General features: G+C 64.9%; 19 protein-coding genes and 1 tRNA gene. 11 read left to right on the top strand and 9 right to left on the bottom strand.

Annotated elements, in window-relative coordinates; genetic code table 11:
• Positions 1 to 2 precede the first annotated feature (2 nt).
• Positions 3 to 1739, bottom strand: coding sequence for a proline--tRNA ligase (locus BG61_RS10800; RefSeq protein WP_035927516.1), 1737 nt, complete (start codon positions 1737 to 1739; stop codon positions 3 to 5).
• 227 nt (positions 1740 to 1966) lie between these two features.
• On the opposite strand from BG61_RS10800, the gene BG61_RS10805 reads away from it, so the two are divergent.
• Both BG61_RS10805 and BG61_RS10810 read left to right on the top strand, forming a co-directional pair.
• A complete protein-coding gene (locus BG61_RS10805; RefSeq protein WP_035927513.1) occupies positions 1967 to 2614 on the top strand; it encodes an RNA pyrophosphohydrolase in 648 nt (215 codons plus the stop codon).
• A 125-nt stretch (positions 2615 to 2739) separates the two neighbouring features.
• Positions 2740 to 3300, top strand: coding sequence for a CNP1-like family protein (locus BG61_RS10810; RefSeq protein WP_035927510.1), 561 nt, complete (start codon positions 2740 to 2742; stop codon positions 3298 to 3300).
• 58 nt (positions 3301 to 3358) lie between these two features.
• Here the strand turns inward: BG61_RS10810 and proB are convergent, their stop codons facing one another.
• The 4 genes from proB to rplU form a co-directional block, all read right to left on the bottom strand.
• Positions 3359 to 4477, bottom strand: a complete 1119-nt coding sequence (proB, locus tag BG61_RS10815) for a glutamate 5-kinase (RefSeq protein WP_035927952.1) — start codon at positions 4475 to 4477, stop codon at positions 3359 to 3361.
• Positions 4478 to 4532: 55 nt separating this feature from the next.
• Positions 4533 to 5642 (bottom strand): Obg family GTPase CgtA, encoded by a 1110-nt coding sequence (gene obgE, locus BG61_RS10820; RefSeq protein WP_035927508.1) that lies wholly within the window; start codon positions 5640 to 5642, stop codon positions 4533 to 4535.
• A 233-nt stretch (positions 5643 to 5875) separates the two neighbouring features.
• A complete protein-coding gene (rpmA, locus tag BG61_RS10825) occupies positions 5876 to 6136 on the bottom strand; it encodes a 50S ribosomal protein L27 (RefSeq protein ID WP_035927505.1) in 261 nt (86 codons plus the stop codon).
• An 18-nt stretch (positions 6137 to 6154) separates the two neighbouring features.
• Entirely contained in the window at positions 6155 to 6466 is a 312-nt protein-coding gene (gene rplU / locus BG61_RS10830; RefSeq protein WP_035927503.1) for a 50S ribosomal protein L21, read from the bottom strand.
• Positions 6467 to 6781: 315 nt separating this feature from the next.
• Here rplU and BG61_RS10835 point away from each other — a divergent pair, with 315 nt between their 5' ends.
• The 9 genes from BG61_RS10835 to BG61_RS10875 all read left to right on the top strand — a co-directional run bounded on the left by BG61_RS10835 (position 6782) and on the right by BG61_RS10875 (position 14595).
• Positions 6782 to 7774, top strand: coding sequence for a polyprenyl synthetase family protein (locus tag BG61_RS10835; RefSeq protein WP_035927500.1), 993 nt, complete (start codon positions 6782 to 6784; stop codon positions 7772 to 7774).
• Between the two features lie 39 nt (positions 7775 to 7813).
• A tRNA-Pro gene (locus BG61_RS10840) sits at positions 7814 to 7890 on the top strand.
• A gap of 184 nt (positions 7891 to 8074) precedes the next feature.
• Positions 8075 to 9364, top strand: a complete 1290-nt coding sequence (locus tag BG61_RS10845; RefSeq protein WP_035927498.1) for an HlyC/CorC family transporter — start codon at positions 8075 to 8077, stop codon at positions 9362 to 9364.
• Positions 9365 to 9447: 83 nt separating this feature from the next.
• On the top strand, positions 9448 to 10656 hold the full coding sequence (locus BG61_RS10850) for a GspE/PulE family protein (RefSeq protein WP_035927495.1): 1209 nt from the start codon (positions 9448 to 9450) through the stop codon (positions 10654 to 10656).
• On the top strand, positions 10653 to 11858 hold the full coding sequence (locus BG61_RS10855) for a type II secretion system F family protein (protein ID WP_035927492.1): 1206 nt from the start codon (positions 10653 to 10655) through the stop codon (positions 11856 to 11858). The genes BG61_RS10850 and BG61_RS10855 overlap by 4 nt, the downstream gene beginning before the upstream one ends.
• Before the next feature lie 31 nt (positions 11859 to 11889).
• Positions 11890 to 12786, top strand: coding sequence for a prepilin peptidase (locus BG61_RS10860; protein ID WP_129572072.1), 897 nt, complete (start codon positions 11890 to 11892; stop codon positions 12784 to 12786).
• 17 nt (positions 12787 to 12803) lie between these two features.
• Positions 12804 to 13424: a dephospho-CoA kinase gene (gene coaE / locus BG61_RS10865; protein WP_035927487.1), complete on the top strand. Its 621-nt coding sequence runs from the start codon at positions 12804 to 12806 to the stop codon at positions 13422 to 13424.
• Positions 13425 to 13579: 155 nt separating this feature from the next.
• Positions 13580 to 14335, top strand: coding sequence for a cell division protein ZapD (zapD, locus tag BG61_RS10870; RefSeq protein WP_035927484.1), 756 nt, complete (start codon positions 13580 to 13582; stop codon positions 14333 to 14335).
• A gap of 68 nt (positions 14336 to 14403) precedes the next feature.
• Positions 14404 to 14595, top strand: coding sequence for a DNA gyrase inhibitor YacG (locus tag BG61_RS10875; protein WP_035927481.1), 192 nt, complete (start codon positions 14404 to 14406; stop codon positions 14593 to 14595).
• A 50-nt stretch (positions 14596 to 14645) separates the two neighbouring features.
• On the opposite strand, the gene BG61_RS10880 is transcribed toward BG61_RS10875, so the two are convergent.
• The 4 genes from BG61_RS10880 to secA form a co-directional block, all read right to left on the bottom strand.
• Positions 14646 to 15074, bottom strand: a complete 429-nt coding sequence (locus tag BG61_RS10880; protein WP_035927479.1) for an NUDIX domain-containing protein — start codon at positions 15072 to 15074, stop codon at positions 14646 to 14648.
• The gene (locus BG61_RS10885) at positions 15071 to 15934 is read right to left on the bottom strand and encodes an ATP-binding protein (RefSeq protein ID WP_035927476.1); all 864 of its coding nucleotides are present in this window, start codon (positions 15932 to 15934) and stop codon (positions 15071 to 15073) included. Before BG61_RS10885 ends, BG61_RS10880 begins: the two co-directional genes overlap by 4 nt.
• Positions 15935 to 15943: 9 nt before the next feature.
• Positions 15944 to 17185, bottom strand: a complete 1242-nt coding sequence (argJ, locus tag BG61_RS10890) for a bifunctional glutamate N-acetyltransferase/amino-acid acetyltransferase ArgJ (RefSeq protein WP_035927474.1) — start codon at positions 17183 to 17185, stop codon at positions 15944 to 15946.
• A 164-nt stretch (positions 17186 to 17349) separates the two neighbouring features.
• Entirely contained in the window at positions 17350 to 20151 is a 2802-nt protein-coding gene (gene secA, locus BG61_RS10895) for a preprotein translocase subunit SecA (protein WP_035927470.1), read from the bottom strand.
• Positions 20152 to 20309 lie beyond the last annotated feature (158 nt).

Consider the following 20309-nt stretch of genomic DNA (forward strand, 5'->3'; position numbering starts at 1 on the left):
GGTCAGCGGGCCAGCGCGGCACGCACCTTCCCGATCACCAGTTGCGCGGCCTCGTCCACGGGCAGCAGCGTGGCTTCCGTGTCGCGGCGCGCCTGGTATTCGAGCTTGCCTTCCTTGAGCCCGCGATCGCCGATCACGAGCCGGTGCGGCACGCCGATCAGCTCCCAGTCGGCGAACATCACGCCCGGGCGCTCGCCGCGGTCATCCAGAATGACGTCGATACCCGCTTCCTGCAGTTGCGCGTAGAGCTTGTCGGCCTGCTCGCGCACGGTATCGCTGCGGTCGTAGCCCATCGGGCACAGCACGACTTCGAACGGCGCGATCGCCTCCGGCCAGATGATGCCCTTGTCGTCGAAATTCTGTTCGATCGCCGCGCCCAGGATGCGCGTGATGCCGACGCCATAGCAGCCCATCAGCATCGGGGCGGGCTTGCCGCTTTCGTCGAGATAGGTCGCGCCCATCGAATCCGAATACTTCGTTCCGAGCTGGAACACGTGGCCGACTTCGATGCCGCGGCAGATCGCGAGCGTGCCCCGCCCGTCAGGCGACGGGTCGCCTTCGACGACATTGCGGATATCCGCCACCACCGGCTCCGGCAGATCGCGGCCCCAGTTGACGCCCGTCGTGTGATAGTCCACCTCGTTCGAGCCGACCACGAAGTCGCTCATGTTCGCGACCGTGCGGTCCGCGATCACCTTCACCGGCTTCCTGGTGCCGACCGGGCCTAGGTAGCCCGGCGGCGTGCCGAACCACTCGATGATTTCCTGCTCGGTGGCGAAGCGGTAGCCCGCGAGCCCGGGCTGCTTGTGCGCCTTGATGTCATTGAGCGAGTGGTCGCCGCGCAGCATCAGCAGCCAGATGGTCGGCTCGGCGCCTTCGTTGTCGGTGGCGAGCACGATCGACTTGATGGTGCGCTCGAGCGGGATATTCAGGTAATCCGCGACCGCCTCGCACTTCGCCTTGCCGGGCGTCGGCGTCTTCTTCATTTCTTCCGCGGGCGCGGCTCGCGTGGCGGAAAGCGGCAGTGCGTCGGCCGCTTCGACGTTCGCCGCGTAGTCCGAATCCGGGCAATACGCGATCGCGTCCTCGCCGGTGTCCGCAATCACGTGGAATTCGTGCGAGCCGCTGCCGCCGATCGACCCGTTATCGGCCGCAACGGCACGGAATTCGAGCCCGATGCGCGTGAAGATGCGCACGTAGGCGTCGAACATCTTGCGATACGACTCGGCGAGGCCGGCGGCGTCCTTGTCGAAGGAATACGCGTCCTTCATGATGAATTCGCGCCCGCGCATCACGCCGAAGCGCGGACGGATTTCGTCGCGGAACTTCGTCTGCACCTGGTAGAAGTTCACCGGCAATTGCCGGTAGCTCTTGATTTCGCGCCGCGCGATGTCGGTCACGACTTCCTCGTGCGTCGGCCCGATTACGAATTCGCGCTCATGGCGGTCCTTCAGGCGCAGCAATTCGGGACCGTACTGCACCCAGCGGCCGGATTCCTGCCACAGCTCGGCCGGCTGCACGGCCGGCATCAGGAGTTCGAGCGCACCGGCGCGGTTCATCTCGTCTCGCACGATCGCCTCGACCTTGCGGATGGAGCGCAGGCCGATCGGCAGGTAGTCGTAGATCCCGCCCGCGACGCGGCGGATCATGCCGGCGCGCATCATCAGCTTGTGGCTGACGATTTCGGCGTCGGCGGGGGCTTCTTTCAGGGTGCCGATGAAGAAACGTGATGCTTTCATTGAAGAAATTTTCCAAAAGCGAAAGCGCGCCGCAGTGCCCCAGATGCTTCAAGGCGGCGCACGGGCGTGCAGAACGAGTGAATGACGGGACGGCTGGTGCAAAGAAGATTCTGCCACCGGCCGGAACGCGTGGCGAAAAGCGTACCCGGATTCGGGTTCGTGCCGGTGCGCCAGGCCCGTTATCTGTTTATAATCAAAGCAATTTTAAAGGATTCGAAGGTGGTTGTATGCTGGATCGTGAAGGCTTTCGCCCGAACGTCGGCATCATCCTCTTGAACGCGCGCAACGAAGTGTTTTGGGGTAAGCGGCTGCGTGAACATTCCTGGCAGTTTCCGCAAGGGGGCATCAAGTACGGTGAGACCCCTGTGCAAGCGATGTATCGGGAGTTACACGAAGAGACCGGCTTGCTTCCGGAGCACGTCAAGGTCGTGGGTCGCACCCGCGACTGGCTGCGTTATGAGGTGCCGGACAAGTTCATCAAGCGCGAGGTGCGCGGCCATTATCGTGGCCAGAAACAGATCTGGTTTCTGCTGCGAATGGTAGGCCGTGACTGTGACATTTGCCTCCGTGCTACTGATCATCCGGAATTCGATGCCTGGCGCTGGAACGAGTACTGGGTCCCGCTCGACGCGGTGATCGAGTTCAAGCGCGACGTTTATCAACTGGCGCTCACCGAGCTGTCGCGCTTCTTGCGGCGTACCGCATCGAGAAGCGAGCGAAATGAGCGCGCCGCACATCACGGACCCCGCTATCCACGCGTGATCCAGACGATGACGATCGAAGCCCCTCCTGTTTCTGCGGCCGGTGCCGCGGTTCAGGCAGAATGCTCGGTCGAAGAAGTGCATATCTTCGCGCAACGGCCGTTGCGCGACTAGCAGGGCACTTTTTGCACACTTTTCTGCTCAGCATGATTCCAGGCGGCGACACGGCGACGTGTCCCGCTTTTTTTCCGCACGGCGCGCTGCGTCCGGGCCGCGCGGCTGTTTCCGGGAAGACCTAATTGAAAGCCATCGCCTTGTTTGCGGCATCCGCGGCAGTGCTTGCCGTGCTCGCCGGTTGTTCCAGTTCCAAAGGCCCGTCCAACAAGGACGACAGCGAGTTCACCTATCTCCTGGACCGCAAGTCGGAGTGGACCGAGAACAAGGTGGAGAATCTGCCGCCGTTGCCGAATGCGTCGGACTTGCTGCCGTTCAACGTTTCCCAGAATACGCCGCTCGTTTTCGCGATCGACAGGAACTCGGTTTCCGTCGGCAGCGACGGCGTGGTGCGCTACACGGTGGTCGTGACGAGCCCGGCGGGCGCGCGCAACGTCAATTACGAAGGCATCCGCTGCGACAACTACGAGTGGCGCCTCTATGCCAGCATCAACGACGACCAGAACGCCTGGGACCGCACGGTAGCCAATGATTTCCGCCGCATCGAGAACGGCGAGCTGAATGCGTATCACGCGGCGCTCTATCAGGATTATTTTTGCGCGAACAAGCTGCCGACGGGAACGGCCAAGCAGATCGTGAGCAACATCCAGTACAAGCGGCCAGCGACATCGCAGCTATACCGGTAAGCTCCGGTCCGCCGCTCAATCAAAAACCCGCCGACTTTTCGAGTCGGCGGGTTTTTTTTCACACCAGCACCAGATTGTCGCGGTGAATCAGCTCCGGCTCCAGCATGTAGCCGAGCACGGATTCGATGTCCCCGCTCGGGCGCCGATGGATCAGCCGCGCCTCCGAACTGCTGTAGTTCGTGATGCCGCGCGCGACTTCCCGCCCCTGCGCGCTCACGCAAGCAATCACCTCGCCGCGTGCAAAGGCGCCCTTCACGTCGATCACGCCGATCGGCAGGAGGCTCTTGCCGCCTTCGGTGAGCTTTTCGACCGCGCCATTGTCGATCACGACGTGGCCGCGCACCTGCAGATGGTCGGCCATCCACTGCTTGCGCGCCGCCATGCGCGCGGTCCGTGCTATCAGCTGCGTGCCGATCATCTCGCCTGACGCAAGCCGCGTGAGGACATCGGACTCCCGGCCGCTTGCGATCACCGTGTTCGCGCCGCTGTGCGCAGCGCGCTTCGCCGCGAGGATCTTGGTGAGCATGCCGCCCCGGCCGAGGCTCGACCCCGCGCCGCCCGCCATCGCTTCGAGTTCGGGTGTGCCGGCGTCCGCCTGCTCGACGAGCGTCGCCGTCGGGTCCTTGCGCGGGTCGGCGGTGAAAAGGCCGCGCTGGTCGGTGAGGATGATGAGCGCGTCGCCTTCGATCAGGTTCGCCACCAGCGCGCCGAGCGTGTCGTTGTCGCCGAACTTGATTTCGTCGGTGATGACGGTGTCGTTTTCGTTGATGATCGGCACGGCGCCCAGACGCAGCAGCGTGAGAAGCGTCGAGCGCGCGTTCAGATAGCGCTCGCGGTCCGCGAGATCGGCGTGCGTGAGCAAAATCTGCGCGGTACGGATGCCGTGCGCGCCGAAACTGCTCTCGTAGACCTGCGCGAGCCCCATCTGGCCGACCGCGGCGGCGGCCTGCAATTCGTCGATTTCACGCGGGCGCTGCGTCCAGCCGAGGCGGTGAATGCCTTCCGCGATCGCGCCCGAGCTGACCATCACGACTTCCTTGCCCTGCTGGCGCAAGGCGGCGATCTGCGACGCCCAGCGGGCGATCGCCGCATGGTCGAGACCGCGGCCGTCGTTCGTGACGAGGCTCGATCCCACTTTCACTACCAGACGCTTCGAAAGAGCGATGACAGAACGCATCGTGCGCATTCTCCTCGGAGTGGCGAACCCTGCGCGGGAACGCGCAGGGAGGTGATTACTCTTCTTCCCGCGCGGGCCTGGGTGCGGCGGCCGCCTCGTCGCGAAACCGGACGTCGGCGGCGAGGTCTTCCGCTTCCGCCGCCCGCGACGCGTCCGAATTCTGCGAGATGTAATCGAAGATCGCGTAGGTCAGTGCTTCGCAGCCCTGGCCGGTCAGTGCCGAGATCTCGAATACGGGGCCGTCCCACTCGTAGCGCTCGAGGAAATCGGCGACGCGCGCTTCGCGCTCGTCCTCCGGCACCATGTCGAGCTTGTTGAGCACGAGCCAGCGCGGCTTCTGAAACAGCGCCTCGTCGTACTTGCGCAGTTCGTTGACGATCGCCTTCGCTTCCGCGACCGGATCGACGGCTTCATCGAACGGCGCCAGATCGACGAGATGCAGCAGCACGCCGGTGCGCTGCAGGTGACGCAGGAACCGGTGCCCGAGGCCCGCGCCTTCCGCCGCGCCTTCGATCAGGCCGGGAATGTCCGCAATCACGAAGCTCTTGCTCGGCCCCACGCGCACGACGCCGAGATTCGGGGCGAGCGTCGTGAACGGGTAGTCGGCGATCTTCGGCCGCGCGTTCGACACCGACGAAATGAACGTCGATTTCCCCGCGTTCGGCATGCCGAGCAGGCCGACGTCCGCGAGCACTTTCAGCTCGAGCTTGAGCATGCGCCGCTCGCCGGGCTTGCCTTCCGTCTTCTGGCGCGGCGCGCGATTCGTGCTCGACTTGAAGTGCAGGTTGCCGAGGCCGCCCGCACCGCCGTTGGCGATCAGCACTTCCTGGTTGTGCTCGGTCAGGTCGGCGATCAGCTCACCCGTGTCCATGTCCGCGATCACCGTGCCGACGGGCATGCGCAGCGTGATGTCGTCGCCGCCCTTGCCGTAGCAATCCGAGCCGCGGCCGTTCTCGCCGTTGCGCGCCTGGTGCTTCTTCGCGTACCGGTAGTCGATCAGCGTGTTGATGTTGCGGTCCGCGACCGCGTATACGCTGCCGCCCCGGCCGCCGTCGCCGCCGTCCGGTCCGCCGAACGGGACGAACTTCTCGCGGCGCATCGACGCGCTGCCATCCCCTCCGTCGCCGGCGATGACTTCAATTCTCGCTTCGTCAATGAACTTCATGCGTTGCTCCGTCCCGTGTTTGACGCTGTGTGGGACCGGAGTCAGCGCGATGGGAACGGAGCAAGCGCTAAAGCCCTGACTCCGGTCGACACGCCGACTCCAGCCGATTCACTCTGTGTGCTATTTTGCCGTGACAGGCCGATGCCAGTCACCGATAAATCAAACCAAATAAAAAAGGCCCCGCGAACTTCGCGGGGCCTTTTGTCGGTCCTGAAGCCCGTGCCAGTCTTGCCTTAGGCTGCCGGGACGACGTTGACCAGATGCTTCCTGGCTGCGCCCTTCGTCGTGAACTGGACGTGGCCGTCGGTCAGGGCGAACAGCGTGTGATCCTTGCCGATACCGACGTTTTCGCCCGGGTGCATGCGCGTGCCGCGCTGGCGAACGATGATGCCGCCCGCATTGATTGCCTGGCCGCCGTAAACCTTCACGCCGAGGCGCTTCGATTCGGAATCGCGGCCGTTGCGGGAAGACCCGCCTGCTTTTTTGTGTGCCATGTGATTACTCCTTGCCGCTTACGCGTTGATCGCGTCGATACGCAGTTCGGTATAGTTCTGGCGATGGCCAGCGTGCTTTTGGTAGTGCTTCCGGCGGCGCATCTTGAAGATGGTCACTTTCTTGTGACGACCCTGGGACACGACGGTAGCCTTGACGGAAGCCCCACTCACCAGCGGTGCACCGAACTTAATCGATTCACCTTCGCCTACTGCGAGAACCTGGTCGAGCGTGATTTCAGCGTCAATGTCTGCCGGTATCTGTTCTACTTTCAATTTTTCGCCGACGGCAACCTTATACTGCTTGCCACCGGTTTTTATGACCGCGTACATTGAGAACCTCACTCTGAATTCATTTTTCCGCGCACCGTGCGGGGAAAACGCGTGATTATACAGAGAGTTAGGGGAGCCGTCAAAGCGCATTGACCTTTTCACGCGAGGCACGACTTCCGCCGAACGGCGCCCGGCAGTGTGCATCCCAATCGTCCGTTCATTGCGCCCCTCATTCCGCGGAGGATAGCGCCGTCAGTCGCAAAATCGGTCCCCGACGCAGGCGATCCCGCCTCGCGCAACGTCGCATTGCCCGCGGAACTCCGTCTGATGGGCCGATTCGCCTTATAATTCGCGGCACTACCCTATTTGCCGATCATGTCGTCCACCGCCACTTCATCCCCCAACGCCGCCATCCTGCTTGCCCCGATTGCCGAGGACATGCAGCAGGTCAATCGCGTCATACGGCAGCGCCTGGCATCAGAAGTGATGCTGATCAACCAGATTTCGGAGTACATCATCGGCGCCGGCGGCAAGCGGCTGCGGCCCGCGCTGCTGCTGCTCGTCGCGGGAGCGCTCGGCGACACGACCGGGCATCGCCATGAACTGGCGGCCGTCGTCGAATTCATTCACACGGCCACGCTGCTGCACGACGACGTCGTCGACGAATCCGACCTGCGCCGCGGCCGCAAGACGGCCAATGCGCTCTTCGGCAATGCGGCGAGCGTGCTGGTCGGCGATTTTCTCTACTCGCGCTCGTTCGAGATGATGGTGGGCGTCGGCAAGATGCGCGTGATGGAGATTCTGTCGGTCGCGACGAACGTGATTTCGGAAGGCGAAGTGCTGCAGCTCCTGAACATGCACGATCCGGACGTCGACGAAGCGCGCTACATGCAGGTGATCCGCTACAAGACCGCGAAGCTCTTCGAAGCCGCCGCGCAGCTGGGCGCCGTGCTGTCGGGCGCGGACGCGAGGACGGAAGCCGCCGCCGCCGAGTTCGGACGCCGCATCGGCACCGCATTCCAGATCATGGACGACTGGCTCGACTACACGGGCACGGCGGAATCGATGGGCAAGAACGCCGGCGACGACCTGCGCGAAGGCAAGCCAACGCTGCCGCTCATCTATCTGATGGAGCACGGCACGCCGGAGCAGGCCGCGCTCGCGCGCGAAGCGATCGAACAAGGCGGCACGGACCGCTTCGAGACGATTTTCGAAGCGATCACGGGCTCGGGCGCGCTCGATCACACGCTGGAATGCGCGCGCAAGGAAGCCCAGGCGGCCGCGAACGCAATTTCATCGTTTCCCGATTCCATTTACAAAGAAAGCCTGCTAGAATTATGTTCTTACTCGACGGCAAGACAGTCTTAAACAAGACTGAAGCGCCGTAAGAGTCCAGCAGTAAAGATTCGGGGTGTAGCTTAGCCTGGTAGAGCGCTACGTTCGGGACGTAGAGGCCGGAGGTTCGAATCCTCTCACCCCGACCAGAATTGAAGATGAAAAGCCGCACAGTCCGCTGTGCGGCTTTTTTCTTTCCGGTCCGCTGCAGATCGGGAAAAGGCGCGAGAGGCCGTATATACGGCCGCCGCCCGCGCATCGGCCAGCGTGGCGGGCTTTCGCGGCCTCGTCTGCTATAGTCGCTTTCATCCCTCCCCTTCTTTCATCGGTCGCGTGGACAACCTTCCCTTATGGGCGCAAATTTGCGCCATTTTTCTGCTTCTCTTTCTCTCCGGCTTCTTCTCGATTTCCGAAACCTCGATGATGGCGCTGAACCGCCATCGCCTGAAGCACCTCGCCAACCAGGGGTCGCTGCGCGCGCGCACGACGCAAGGCCTGCTCGCCAAAACCGATCAGCTTCTGAGCGTCATCCTGATCGGCAACAACGTGATCAACACGATCATTCCCGTGCTCACCACGTCGATCGCGCTGCACACGTTCGGCCACAACAACGTCGTGCTGTCGATAGCGACGGGCCTCGTCGCGTTCCTCATCATCGTGTTCGCGGAAATCACGCCGAAGATCGTCGGCGCAACGTATCCCGAAAAGGTCGCGCTGCCGGCGAGCCTGATTCTCGCGCCGCTGATGCGCATCGCGCGGCCACTCGTCTGGTTCGTCAACCTGTTCGCGAACGCCGTGCTGGGGACGCTGCGGATCAACACGAAAGGGGCGCGCGACCAGCGCCTTTCCACCGAGGAACTGCGCACCATCGTGCTGGAATCCGGCAGCTTCATGCCGACCAAGCACCGCAGCATCCTGCTGAACCTGTTCGATCTGGAGAACATCACCGTCGACGACGTGATGATTCCGCGCCGGCGCATCGAAGCGCTCGACTTCGATTCGCCGTTCGAGCAGATCCTCCACCAGCTCGAGACCTGCTATCACAACAAGCTGGTGGTGTATCAGGGCGACATCGACCGCGTGCTCGGCATCCTGCACGTGCGCAAGACGCTGGCGGCGCTGCACAACCAGGAACTGGAGCGCGAGACGCTGCGTGAACTGCTCGCCGAGCCGTACTTCGTTCCCGCGGGCACGCCGGTGTTCCAGCAGTTGCAGTATTTCCAGGAGAGCCGCCAGCGGATTGCGATCGTCGTCAATGAATACGGCGAACTGCAGGGGCTCGTCACACCCGAAGACATCATCGAGGAACTGATCGGCGAGTTCACGACCACAATCCCGCGCGGCGCCACGTCGCGCGGCGGCTGGGACGACCACGGCGAGTGCATCGTGCCGGGCAGCATGCCGCTGCGCGAGCTGAACCGGTGGCTGCAACTCACGCTGCCGACCGACGGTCCGAAAACGCTCAACGGCCTGATCCTCGAGACGCTCGAGGAGATCCCCGACGGAGACGTGTCGGTGCAGATCGCAGGCGTCACTTTCGAAGTGATGCGCAGCGACGACCAGGCGATCCGCACGGTCAAGATCTTCCGGCCCGCCGCCGGCTCGCTTCGGCCGCAGCGTTAGCCGTCCGGCCGAATTGGAAGGCGCGCGGGGGCGCGCGATGATCGGGTCATCCAGAACACGGACGGCTCGACGCCGATGCCCACATGCCTTCACGCTCACCCTCGCCTTCCCGCGACACGTTCGCGCGTCTGCCCCAGCGGCCGATCGAAGCGCCGCAGGACGACGCGCCGGCCGTCATGCTCCTCACCGACACCCTGCGCGAAGCCGCGGCCCGCGGCGCCTCGGACATCCACGTCGAACCGGCGGAGCACGAGTGGCGCATCCGGCTGCGCATCGACGGCGCGCTGCACGTGCTGCAACGCCCGCCGCTCCATCTGCGTGACGCGCTCATCACGCGCATCAAGGTGCTCGCGCGGATGGACATCGCGGAGCGGCGCGTGCCGCAAGACGGGCGGCTGCGGCTGCCGCTTCCGAACGGGCAGCTCGAAGACTATCGCGTGAACTCGCTGCCGACGCTCTTCGGCGAAAAGCTCGTGCTGCGCCGGCTCGAAGCGCTGCCGCCCGACCTGTCGCTCGCGGCGCTCGGGCTCGACGCCCGGCAGCGCGGTGTCGTCGAATCCGCGATCCACGCGCCGCACGGCCTCATTCTCGTCACAGGGCCGACCGGCAGCGGCAAGACGCTGTCGCTGTACTGCTTCCTGCAGATGCTCAACGCGGAATCCCGCAACGTCTGCTCGGTCGAGGACCCCGCGGAAATCCAGCTCGGCGGGATCAATCAGGTCAGCGTGCGCGAGAAGGCCGGACTCACGTTCGCGGTCGCGTTGCGCGCGTTCATGCGGCAGGACCCAGACGTCATCATGGTCGGCGAAATCCGCGATGCCGAAACGGCCGACGTCGCCGTGAAAGCCGCCCAGACCGGCCACCTCGTGCTCTCCACGCTGCACACGAACGACGCGCCCGCCGCGATCGCGCGGCTGATCGATATCGGCGTCGCGCCGTACAACCTGGCGTCGGCGCTGCGGCTCGTCACGGCGCAGCGGCTCGTGAGGAAGCTCTGCGAAGCGTGCCGTGCGCCGGCCGAACTCGCGCTCGACGACGGCACCCGTCCGTTCGAGCCGCGCGGCTGCCCGGCGTGCCACGGCATCGGTTATCGCGGCCGCGTCGGCGTGCATCAGCTGATGCCGGTTTCCGATCCGTTGCGCGAACTGATCGTCGCGCGCGCCGCCACGCACGCCGTCACACGTCAGGCGCAGGCCGAGGGCATGCCGGCGTTGCGCGACGCCGCGTTTCAGCGCGTGCGCGACGGCGTGACGAGCGTCGCGGAAGCCGTCGAAGCGACGGAGATCGCATGACGCGTGCAACTGCGGACACGCGTTTCGAATGGCGCGGCGTCGACGCGAACGGCGCACCCAAACGCGGCAGGACGATCGCCGCCGATCCCGCAACGGCCCGCGCGGCGCTCAAGCGCAATGGCTGGACCGTGCTCGAACTCACCGCCCTCGGCGACGCGCCGCCGCCGAAAGCCACGAACGCCGACATCACCCTGTTCACGCGGCAGCTCGCGGGCCTGCTGCGCGCGGGGCTGCCGCTCGCGCCCGCGCTGGAGCTGATCGCACAGACGCCCGTGCGCGGCGGCCTGCCGCGCATCGTGCGGCACGTCGCGCGCGACATCACGCAGGGCGTGCCGTTTTCCGACGCGCTCGCCCGGCATCCTGCCTGTTTCGGGCCGCTCTACTGCCAGCTTGTTGCGGTCGGCGAACTGGCGGGCGCGCTGCCGACGGTGCTCGCGCGCCTCGCCGACGACCGCGAACGCGCCGCCTCGCAGCGCGCACGGCTGCGAGGCGCGCTGACGTATCCGGTGATGGTACTGCTGCTTTCGCTGCTGATCACGGCGGGGCTGCTCGTCGGCGTGGTGCCGACTTTCAAGACGATCTTCGACGGCTTCGGCGCAGCATTGCCGGCCCCGACACGCTTCGTGCTCGCGCTGTCGGACGGCGTCGCCCGCTGGAGCGTGCCGTTCGCGATCGCGTGCGTGTGCTTCGGCGTCGCGTCGTCGCGCGTGCTCAGGCGCGTGCCGTCCGCCCGCGCAGCGTTCGACCGGGCAACACTTGCGCTGCCGCTCGTCGGCGCATTGCTGCGCTCGCTCGCCGTCGCCCGCTGGAGCCGCGCGCTCGGCACGCTGCTCGCGGCCGGTACGCCGCTGTCGGATGCATTCGATTCGCTCGGGAACGCGACCGGCAACCGGATCTTCGACCGCGCGACCCTCGAAATCGCCACACGCCTCAGGCATGGCGAGCGGCTCGCCGCCGCGATGCGCGCCCTCGGCTGCTTCCCGCCGGAGGTCGTGCAGCCGATCGCCGTCGCCGAGGAATCCGGCGCGCTCGACTCGATGCTGATGGATCTCGCGACCCTCGGCGAGCGCCAGGTCGACGAGAAGATCGGCGCTTTCGCGAGCCTTTGCGAGCCGGTGGTGATCGTCGTGCTCGGCGCGCTCGTGGGCGGACTCGTGATCGCGATGTATCTTCCCATCATCCAACTGGGCAACGTGGTGTAGCATGCCAGCCGAATTCATTCCGACACCGTCCATGACGCCTTCGTTCGACCTTTCCGCCGCGGGCCCCGCGAGCCACGTCCTGCTGGCGTTCGCCGCGCTGCCCGCGGCGGCGCAGTATGGCTTCGCAATCGTGTTCGGACTCGTGATCGGCAGCTTTCTGACGGTCGTCGTGCACCGGCTGCCAATCATGCTCGAGCGCGCGTGGCGAGCGGAGATCGAATCGGCGGAAGGAGGCAAGGATGCCAAACCCGCCCCGTTCAACCTCGCCGTGCCGCGCAGCGCGTGCCCGCATTGCGGACACGTCCTGCGCGCATGGGAAAACATTCCCGTCATCAGCTACCTGCTGCTGCGCGGGCGCTGCGGGAAATGCGGCGCGCGGGTGAGCGCGCGCTACCCGCTGATCGAACTCGCGACGGCGCTCCTCGCAGCCGTTTCGCTCTATGCGTTTGGACCGGACTGGCTCGCGGTCGCCGCGTTCGGCTTGTGCGCCACGCTGCTCGCGACGAGCGTCATCGACTTCGACACGAAATATCTGCCCGACACGCTCACCCTGCCGCTCCTGTGGGCCGGGCTGATCGTCAATCTCGGCGAGGGCGGCTTCGTGTCGCTGCGCGATGCGGTGATCGGCGCGATCACGGGCTATCTGTTCCTGTGGTGCGTATATTGGCTCTTCAGGCTGGTTCGCGGCGTCGAGGGCATGGGCTACGGCGACTTCAAGCTGCTCGCCGCGCTCGGCGCGTGGCTCGGCTGGATGGCGCTGCCGCAGATCGTGCTCGTGTCGGCGATCGCCGGCGCGCTGGTCGGCCTGATCGCGACATGGCGCGGCACCATGCGTTTCGAGGAACCGCTGCCTTTCGGGCCGTTTCTCGCCATAGGAGGCGTTGCGACGCTCTTTTTCGGTACGCCGCTCTACGCACTGTTTGGATGAATTCGGGGGAGCCACGGATGTACAGCATCGGCCTGACTGGCGGTATCGGCAGCGGCAAGACGACGGTCGCGGACCTCTTCGCGGCGCGCGGCGTCGCGGTGATCGACACCGATCTCATCGCGCACCAGATCACCGCGCCGGGCGGGGTCGCGATGCCGTTGATCGAGAGCGAGTTCGGCCGCGAGTACGTCGCCGCAGACGGCTCGCTCGACCGCGCGAAGATGCGCGCGCACGTGTTCGCGGACGACACCGCAAAGGCGCGCCTCGAAGCGATCACACATCCGCTGATCCGCGCGGAGACCGAGCGCCAGCGGGGCGCTGCGTCCGGACCGTATCAGGTCGTGGTCGTGCCCCTGCTGGTGGAATCGGGCAGCTGGGCCGCGCGTGTGCAGCGCGTGCTGGTGGTCGACTGCCCGGTCGAGACGCAGATCGCGCGTGTCATGCGGCGCAACGGCTTCTCGCGCGAACAGGTGCTTGCGATCATCGCGCGCCAGGCGACGCGCGAGGCGCGCCTCGCGGCAGCGGACGATGTCGCCGTCAACGACGAACACGCGACGCTCGAATCGCTCGACGAACGCGTCCAGGCGCTGCACGCGCGCTATCTCGCGCTCGCGGGCGACAGCAACACCCATACCTGAAGCGAATGTAACGCTTAAGAACGGCGTCGAACGGCGAAGAAAATGCGCGCCAGCAACCCCTTTTTGCATGGATTTGCTAGGGTACTGTTGCGGCATTAGAATGTCCCCTGACTTTCTGTCCACGAAGCAACCGACCAACGCCGAGGCGAGCGCGCTTGATCCTTTACGAGTACCCCTTCAACGAGCGAATCCGAACGCTGCTGCGTCTCGAAGATCTGTTCGAGCGCTTCACGTTCTTTCTGACTCAGGAAGATCCGAGGGAGCACCACGTCGCGCTGACGACGCTCTTCGAAATCGCCGAAGTTGCGGGGCGCACGGATCTGAAAGCCGATCTGATGAAGGAACTGGAGCGCCAGCGTCAGACGCTCGCACCGTTCCGCGGCAATCCCGGCATCGAGCAGGAAGCACTCGAGGCGGTGCTCGGCGAAATCGAGCAGACGCTCGCCGGGCTCTCGCAGATGCAGGGCAAGACGGGTCAGCATCTCGCCGACAACGAATGGCTCGCCAGTATCCGCAGCCGCACGATCATCCCGGGCGGAACCTGCAAGTTCGACCTGCCGTCGTATTTCGCGTGGCAGCAGTTGCCGGTGGAGCAGCGCCGCCAGGACATCGCGAAGTGGGTGATGCCGATGCTGGCATTGCGCGACGCGGCGACCATCGTGCTGCGTCTCGCGCGCGAATCGGGACAGGCGTCGAAGGTGATGGCGATGCAGGGCAGCTACCAGCAGATGCTCTCGGGCCGGACGTATCAGCTGATGCAGGTGCGCGTGTCGCCGGAGGTGCGGGTGATCCCGGAGGCGAGTGCGAACAAGTACATGCTGTGGGTGCGCTTCACGGTGCAGGACGGCGATCTGCGTCCGCGTGCCGTCGATGTCGACGTGCCGTTTCACCTCACGTTGTGCAGTCTCTGATAGGTCTTTGAAACCCGCCGGCCGGCCTCATCTATGCGGTTCGGCAATTTTCAATAACGTCTGACAGTATGGTCACCGTCGTCAAATGTCCCACCTGCGGCAAGGAAGTGCGCTGGTTGCCCGAAAACCGCTTTCGTCCGTTTTGCTCGGAGCGCTGCAAGCAGATCGACATGGGCGCCTGGGCAACCGAAAAGTACAAGATCGCGGGCAATCCGCAGGAAACGCCGCCCGATGACGATTCGCACGGCGGCCTGAACTAGCGCCGAAGCGGCTGGCGCTCAGGCGCCGCGCCACCAGCCACCGAAACCGCTCACGCCGATTCGGCCGCGAGCCACTCCAGCACGGGAATCGCCGCGGGAAGCAGCGGCGCCACCTCCACCGGCAAATGCTGCCAGGCGAGCGCTTGGCCTTCCCGTCCGGCGGGCGTGCCGTTCCAGTGCGTCACCTTGCAGAAAAAGAGCCGCACGTAGGCGTGCGGGTAGTCGTGCTCCAGCGTGCGCCAGCGCTCGCAGGCCTTCACGTCGATACCCAGTTCCTCGTGCAGTTCGCGCCCGAGCGCCGCCTCGACGCTCTCGCCCGGCTCGATCTTGCCGCCGGGAAATTCCCAGTAGCCTTCGTACGGCTTGCCTTGCGGGCGCTGCGCGAGCAGATAGCGCCCGTCCGGCTGCACCATTACGCCGACGGCGACTTCCGTGACTTTCCGGCCGTTCACGACGGTCTCACCCGACGCCGCGCTCATGCCTTGCGCCCTGACCAGTCGCGAGCGAATTGCCAGGCGACGCGCCCCGAACGCGAGCCGCGCTCCAGCGCCCAGACGAGCGCATCGCCCCGCGCGCTCTCGATCTCGGCCTGATCGACGCCGAAATGCTTCAGCCAGTGTCCGACGATCGTGAGGTAATCGTCCTGCTTGAACGGATAGAAGCTCACCCACAGCCCGAAGCGTTCGGAGAGCGAAATCTTCTCCTCGACCACTTCACCCGGGTGGATTTCGCCATCGGACGTGTGCTTGTAGCTTTCGTTGTCGCTCATGTATTCGGGCATCAGGTGCCGGCGATTCGACGTCGCGTAGATCAGCACGTTGTCCGACTGCGCGGCGACCGAGCCGTCGAGCGCGACTTTCAGCGCCTTGTAGCCCGACTCGCCTTCCTCGAACGACAGATCGTCGCAGAACACGATGAAGCGTTCGGGCCGCGCCGAAATCAGATCAACGATGTCGCCCAGATCGTGCAGATCGTCCTTGTCGACTTCGATCAGCCGCAAGCCGTCCCTCGAATAGGCGTTCAGGCACGCCTTGATGAGAGACGATTTGCCCGTCCCGCGCGCGCCCGTCAGGAGCACGTTGTTCGCCGGCAGTTTCGCGACGAACTGGCGCGTGTTCTGATCGATCAGCGCCTTCTGGCGATCGATGTTCTGCAGGTCGTCGAAGGAAATGAGCGAAATGGCGGGCACCGGCTGCAGATAGCCGCGGCCCTGGCGCTTGCGCCAGCGAAACGCGACGGCCGCCTCCCAGTCGATTTGCGGCGCCGCCGGCGGCAGCATGCCTTCGATGCGCGCAAGAACGGCTTCGGCGCGAGTCAGGAACTGTTCGAGTTTGTCCATGAGAGTGCTTTACGAGCGGTAGTCGGCGTTGATGCTCACGTAATCGTGCGAAAGGTCGCAGGTCCAGACAGTCGCCTGCGCGCCGCCCCGGCCGAGCAGCACGCGAATCGCGATCTCGCTTTTCTTCATCACGCGCTGCCCGTCTTCCTCGCGGTACGCCGGATTGCGCCCGCCCGATTTCGCGACGAGCACGTCGTCCAGATACAGGTCGATCCTGTCGACGTCCAGGTCGGTCACGCCCGCGTAGCCGATCGCGGCGAGAATGCGGCCGAGGTTCGGGTCGGAAGCGTAGAACGCGGTCTTCACGAGCGGCGAATGGCCGATCGCGTACGCGATCTGGCGGCATTCGGCCACGTCCTTGCCGCCTTCCACGGTGATCGTCATGAACTTGGTCGCGCCCTCGCCGTCGCGCACGATCAGTTGCGCGAGTTCCTGCGCGACGGCCGTCACGGCGTCGCGCAAGGCGGCGTAGGCGGCCGAGTCCGTCGACGTGAGCGCCGGCAGGCTCGACTTGCCCGATGCGATCAGGATGAACGAGTCGTTCGTCGACGTGTCACCGTCGATCGTGATGCAGTTGAACGAGCGGTCGGCAACGTGCTTCGCCAGTTCGTCGAGCACCGGCTGCGCGACTGCGGCGTCGAACGCGAGAAACCCGAGCATGGTCGCCATGTTCGGCTTGATCATGCCCGCGCCCTTGCTGATGCCCGAGAGCGTAACCGTGTGCCCGTCGATCTGCACTTTACGCGATGCAGCTTTCGGAAGCGTATCGGTGGTCATGATGGTCTGCGCGGCGTCGTACCAGTGCGCGGCCTTCTGGTTCGCGAGCGCGGCGGGAAGGCCCGCCTTCAGCCGGTCGACCGGCAGCGGCTCGAGAATCACACCGGTCGAGAACGGCAGGATCTGCTGCGCATCGAGGCCGGCAAGGCGCGCAAGCTCCGCGCAGGTTTCGCGCGTGTGCGCCATGCCCGGCTCGCCCGTGCCCGCATTCGCGTTGCCGGTGTTCACGACGAGCGCGCGGATGCCCTTGCCGCCCGCGCGCACGGCCGCGAGATGCTCGCGGCACACCGTCACCGGCGCCGCGCAGAAGCGGTTCAGGGTGAACACGCCCGCCACGGTCGCGCCCTCTTCGAGCTGAATGACGAGCAGATCCTTTCGATTCGGCTTGCGAATGTTCGCTTCGGCCCAGCCTAGCGTGACGCCGGCGACGGGATGAATCTGTGCGGGATCGATCGAGGGGAAATTGACAGCCATGTTCGCGACTCGCTGAATGTGGCGCGCGCCGGCTTGCGGCCCGGCACGGGATGAATGAACGGGCGCCGTCTCAGAAAAACGATTCGACGCCAGGAAAAACCGAATCTGCAAAGACAAACGACGCATTGCTGCGTCGCTTGCCCCTGCCCATGAACCGCGTGCAATTACACCAGCTTGCCGTGACAGTTCTTGTACTTCTTGCCGCTGCCACAGGGGCACGGATCGTTGCGGCCGACCTTCGGCACGTCGTCGGCGACGCGCGTGGCGACCGTGGTGTCGTCGCCGTAGGCCATGGCCTGGTTGACCATTTGCGTGGTGGCGTCGGCAGGGGCGGGCGCGGCGGCCGCCTCGGCGAAATCGGCGTGCGTGAACGCGACGTTCTCGAGGTGGCTGCCCTTCTCTTCGTACTGTTCGGCGGCTTCTTCCAGCTGCTCCGGCGACTGGATCTGCACGTTCATCACGACGCGCGTGACTTCCTGCTTCACCGAATCCAGCATCGCGGCGAACAGTTCGAACGCCTCGCGCTTGTATTCCTGCTTCGGGTTTTTCTGCGCATAGCCGCGCAGATGGATGCCCTGGCGCAGGTGATCGAGCGCGGCAAGATGCTCGCGCCAGCGGCTGTCGAGCGTCTGGAGCATGATCGAGCGCTCGAACGCGCTGAACGATTCGCGGCCGACGAGCGTCACTTTCGCCTCATAGGCTTCGTCGGCGGCGGCGAGCACGGCTTCCAGGATTTCGTCCGCGTCGATCGAGTTCGACTCGTTGATCATTTCCTGGATCGCGAGATCGAGCGACCATTCGTTGCGCAGCACTTCTTCGAGTTCCGGCGCGTCCCACTGTTCCTCGATGCTGCCCGCCGGCACGAAGCTGCGCACGATTTCCGTGATCACGCCGTGGCGCATCGCGGCGATCGTTTCCTGCACGTCGTTGGCTTCGAGCAGTTCGTTGCGCTGCTGGTAGATCACCTTGCGCTGGTCGTTCGAAACGTCGTCGTATTCGAGCAGCTGCTTGCGGATATCGAAGTTGCGCGCCTCGACCTTGCGCTGCGCGCCTTCGATCGAGCGCGTGACGATGCCCGCCTCGATCGGCTCGCCTTCCGGCATCTTCAGGCGGTCCATGATCGAGCGCACGCGGTCGCCGGCGAAAATGCGCAACAGCGGATCGTCGAGCGACAGATAGAAGCGCGACGAACCCGGATCGCCCTGACGCCCCGCGCGGCCGCGCAACTGGTTGTCGATCCGGCGCGACTCGTGCCGTTCCGTGCCGATGATGTGCAGCCCGCCCGCGGCCTTGACCTGATCGTGCAGCGCCTGCCATTCGTCGTGCAGCTTCTGGATGCGCGGCTGCTTTTCGTCCTCGGGGATCGAGAGATCGGCTTCGATGAACGATGCCTGCTTCTCGACATTGCCGCCGAGCACGATGTCCGTGCCGCGGCCGGCCATGTTGGTTGCGATCGTGACGACGCTCGGGCGGCCCGCTTCGGCGACGATCGCCGCTTCGCGCGCGTGCTGCTTCGCGTTCAGCACCTCGTGCCTGATGCCGGCCTGCGTGAGCAGCGTCGACAGCAGTTCCGACGCCTCGATCGACGTCGTGCCGACGAGCGTGGGCTGCCCGCGCTCGACACACTCGCGGATGTCGCGAATCACCGCGTCGTAGCGCTCCTTCGCGGTCTTGTAGATCTGGTCCTGCTTGTCGACCCGCTTCGGCGGCCGGTTGGTCGGGATCACGACCGTTTCGAGGCCGTAGATTTCGTTGAATTCGTACGCTTCGGTGTCGGCCGTGCCGGTCATTCCGGAGAGCTTCGCGTACATGCGGAAGTAGTTCTGGAACGTGATCGACGCGAGCGTCTGGTTCTCGTTCTGGATCTTGACGTGCTCCTTCGCCTCGACCGCCTGATGGAGGCCGTCCGACCAGCGGCGGCCCGTCATCATGCGCCCGGTGAACTCGTCGACGATGACGACTTCACCGCCCTGCACGACGTAATGCTGGTCGCGATGAAACAGCGTGTGCGCGCGCAGCGCGGCGTACACGTGATGCATCAGCGTGATGTTCTGTGCGGCGTACAGGCTCTCGCCCTCGCCGATCAGGCCCCACTCGGCGAGCAGACGCTCCGCCTTCTCGTGGCCCTGTTCGGTGAGGAACACCTGGCGCGCCTTTTCGTCGAGCGTGTAGTCGCCCGGCTTTTCGACGCCCGTGCCGTCCGCCTTCTCCTCGCCGATCTGCTGCTCGAGCAGCGGCGGCAGCGCGTTCATGCGCACGTAGAGGTCGGTGTGATCCTCGGCCTGGCCGGAAATGATGAGCGGCGTGCGCGCCTCGTCGATCAGGATCGAGTCCACTTCGTCGACGATCGCGAAATTGAGCGGCCGCTGCACGCGCGCATTGGTCTCGTAGACCATGTTGTCGCGCAGGTAGTCGAAGCCGAACTCGTTGTTCGTGCCATATGTGATGTCGGATGCGTAGGCGTCCTGCTTCTGCGCATGCTCCATCTGAGACAGGTTGATGCCGCACGACAGCCCGAGGAAGTTGTAGAGGCGGCCCATCCACTCGGCGTCACGCTGCGCGAGGTAGTCGTTCACCGTCACGACGTGCACGCCGCGCCCGGACAGCGCGTTCAGATACGCGGCGAGCGTCGCGACGAGCGTCTTGCCTTCGCCGGTGCGCATTTCCGCGATCTTGCCGTAGTGCAGGACCATGCCGCCGATCAGCTGGACGTCGAAGTGACGCATCTTCAGCACGCGCTTGCTGGCCTCGCGGCAGACGGCGAACGCTTCCGGCAGCAACACGTCGAGCGACTCGCCGCTCGCGACCCGCTGGCGGAATTCGTCGGTCTTCGCGCGCAGTTGCTGGTCCGTGTACTTTTCGATCGTCGGCTCGAGCGCATTGATCGCCGCAACGGTCTTTTGATATTGCTTGACCAGCCGCTGGTTGCGACTGCCAAAAATCTTTTGAAGGAAACCGGTGGTCATCGGATCAGTGTCTGCGTCGCGGTGTCGGCTGGGCGCACGCTGGATGCGCCCGAATACGGCGGACCTCGGCGGCTTAAGTCCATGGGTGAAATCGAATCGGGGATTTTAGCACGCGTGCCCGGCCGAGCCTGTGTCGGCGTCGAGCCGGCCAGCCCCGC

This window comes from Caballeronia glathei, from assembly GCF_000698595.1.
GTDB lineage: Bacteria > Pseudomonadota > Gammaproteobacteria > Burkholderiales > Burkholderiaceae > Caballeronia > Caballeronia glathei.

Bases quoted from the DNA above. Each gene is read 5' to 3' on its own strand.
- BG61_RS10800 (WP_035927516.1), bottom strand. From the start codon at position 1,739: ATGAAAGCATCACGTTTCTTCATCGGCACCCTGAAAGAAGCCCCCGCC.
- BG61_RS10805 (WP_035927513.1), top strand. From the start codon at position 1,967: ATGCTGGATCGTGAAGGCTTTCGCCCGAACGTCGGCATCATCCTCTTG.
- proB (WP_035927952.1), bottom strand. From the start codon at position 4,477: ATGCGTTCTGTCATCGCTCTTTCGAAGCGTCTGGTAGTGAAAGTGGGA.
- obgE (WP_035927508.1), bottom strand. From the start codon at position 5,642: ATGAAGTTCATTGACGAAGCGAGAATTGAAGTCATCGCCGGCGACGGA.
- rpmA (WP_035927505.1), bottom strand. From the start codon at position 6,136: ATGGCACACAAAAAAGCAGGCGGGTCTTCCCGCAACGGCCGCGATTCC.
- rplU (WP_035927503.1), bottom strand. From the start codon at position 6,466: ATGTACGCGGTCATAAAAACCGGTGGCAAGCAGTATAAGGTTGCCGTC.
- BG61_RS10835 (WP_035927500.1), top strand. From the start codon at position 6,782: ATGTCGTCCACCGCCACTTCATCCCCCAACGCCGCCATCCTGCTTGCC.
- BG61_RS10850 (WP_035927495.1), top strand. From the start codon at position 9,448: ATGCCTTCACGCTCACCCTCGCCTTCCCGCGACACGTTCGCGCGTCTG.
- BG61_RS10855 (WP_035927492.1), top strand. From the start codon at position 10,653: ATGACGCGTGCAACTGCGGACACGCGTTTCGAATGGCGCGGCGTCGAC.
- BG61_RS10860 (WP_129572072.1), top strand. From the start codon at position 11,890: ATGACGCCTTCGTTCGACCTTTCCGCCGCGGGCCCCGCGAGCCACGTC.
- coaE (WP_035927487.1), top strand. From the start codon at position 12,804: ATGTACAGCATCGGCCTGACTGGCGGTATCGGCAGCGGCAAGACGACG.
- BG61_RS10875 (WP_035927481.1), top strand. From the start codon at position 14,404: ATGGTCACCGTCGTCAAATGTCCCACCTGCGGCAAGGAAGTGCGCTGG.
- BG61_RS10880 (WP_035927479.1), bottom strand. From the start codon at position 15,074: ATGAGCGCGGCGTCGGGTGAGACCGTCGTGAACGGCCGGAAAGTCACG.
- BG61_RS10885 (WP_035927476.1), bottom strand. From the start codon at position 15,934: ATGGACAAACTCGAACAGTTCCTGACTCGCGCCGAAGCCGTTCTTGCG.
- argJ (WP_035927474.1), bottom strand. From the start codon at position 17,185: ATGGCTGTCAATTTCCCCTCGATCGATCCCGCACAGATTCATCCCGTC.
- secA (WP_035927470.1), bottom strand. From the start codon at position 20,151: ATGACCACCGGTTTCCTTCAAAAGATTTTTGGCAGTCGCAACCAGCGG.